Source organism: Lentzea indica (genome assembly GCF_012184385.1).
In the GTDB taxonomy this organism is placed as follows: Bacteria; Actinomycetota; Actinomycetes; order Mycobacteriales; family Pseudonocardiaceae; genus Lentzea; species Lentzea indica.
Genome location: NZ_VSRL01000590.1, coordinates 1 through 716 on the forward strand (window position 1 = coordinate 1; position 716 = coordinate 716).

Here is a 716-nt window from a genome sequence, read left to right on the forward strand (position 1 = left end):
GGGTCACGCCCGCGTGTGCCAGGCGCACCGCCTCCGCCAGCTCCGCCGCGGGCAGGTCCTTCAGCAGGTAGCCCGCGGCGCCGGCGCGCAACGCCTGCACCACGTACTCCTCGTCGTCGAACGTGGTCAGCATGATCACGCGGCAGCCGGGTGCCCGTTTCGCGAGCACCGCCATCGCGTCCACGCCGTCCATTTCAGGCATGCGGACGTCCATCAGCACCACGTCCGGGGTCAGTGCGAGCGTTCGCTCGACCGCTTCTCGGCCGTCCGCCGCGGTGCCGATCACGTCGATGCCCGGCTGGATGTCCAACAGGGACGCGATGCCTTCCCGTACCAGCCGCTGGTCGTCGACCACCAGCACACGCACCGCGGTCACGGGACCGTCACCGTGACCGACGTGCCCGCACCCGGTCGACTGTCCACTGTGCACTCGCCGCCGGCCAGCGCTGCTCGCTCGCGCAGGCCCAGCAGGCCGATCCCGTGCGGTGGGCCGTGAGGTCGAAGCCGCGGCCGTCGTCGGTCACCACCAGGCGGGTGCCGTCCGCGCCGAACGTCACCGCGATCCGCACCACCGTCGCATCGCCGTGCTTGCGGGCGTTCGTGACCGCCTCCTGCGCTGCGCGGTGCAGCGTGGTCACCGTGGCCTGGTCCAGGTCGCGTTCGTCGCCGTCGATCCGGACCGTGACGCGGTCGTCCCGCTCGCTCAGTTCGGTCAG

Annotated in this window: 2 protein-coding genes; both read right to left on the minus strand. The window is 72.1% G+C overall.

The genetic code is table 11. From position 1 onward, the window contains the following. On the minus strand, positions 1-376 hold a 376-nt coding region (locus tag FXN61_RS49795), incomplete at its 3' end, for a response regulator (RefSeq protein WP_167980683.1). Between the two features lie 7 nt (positions 377-383). Continuing rightward, positions 384-716 (minus strand): sensor histidine kinase (locus tag FXN61_RS49800; RefSeq protein ID WP_188136351.1); only part of this gene is annotated, 333 nt, incomplete at its 5' end.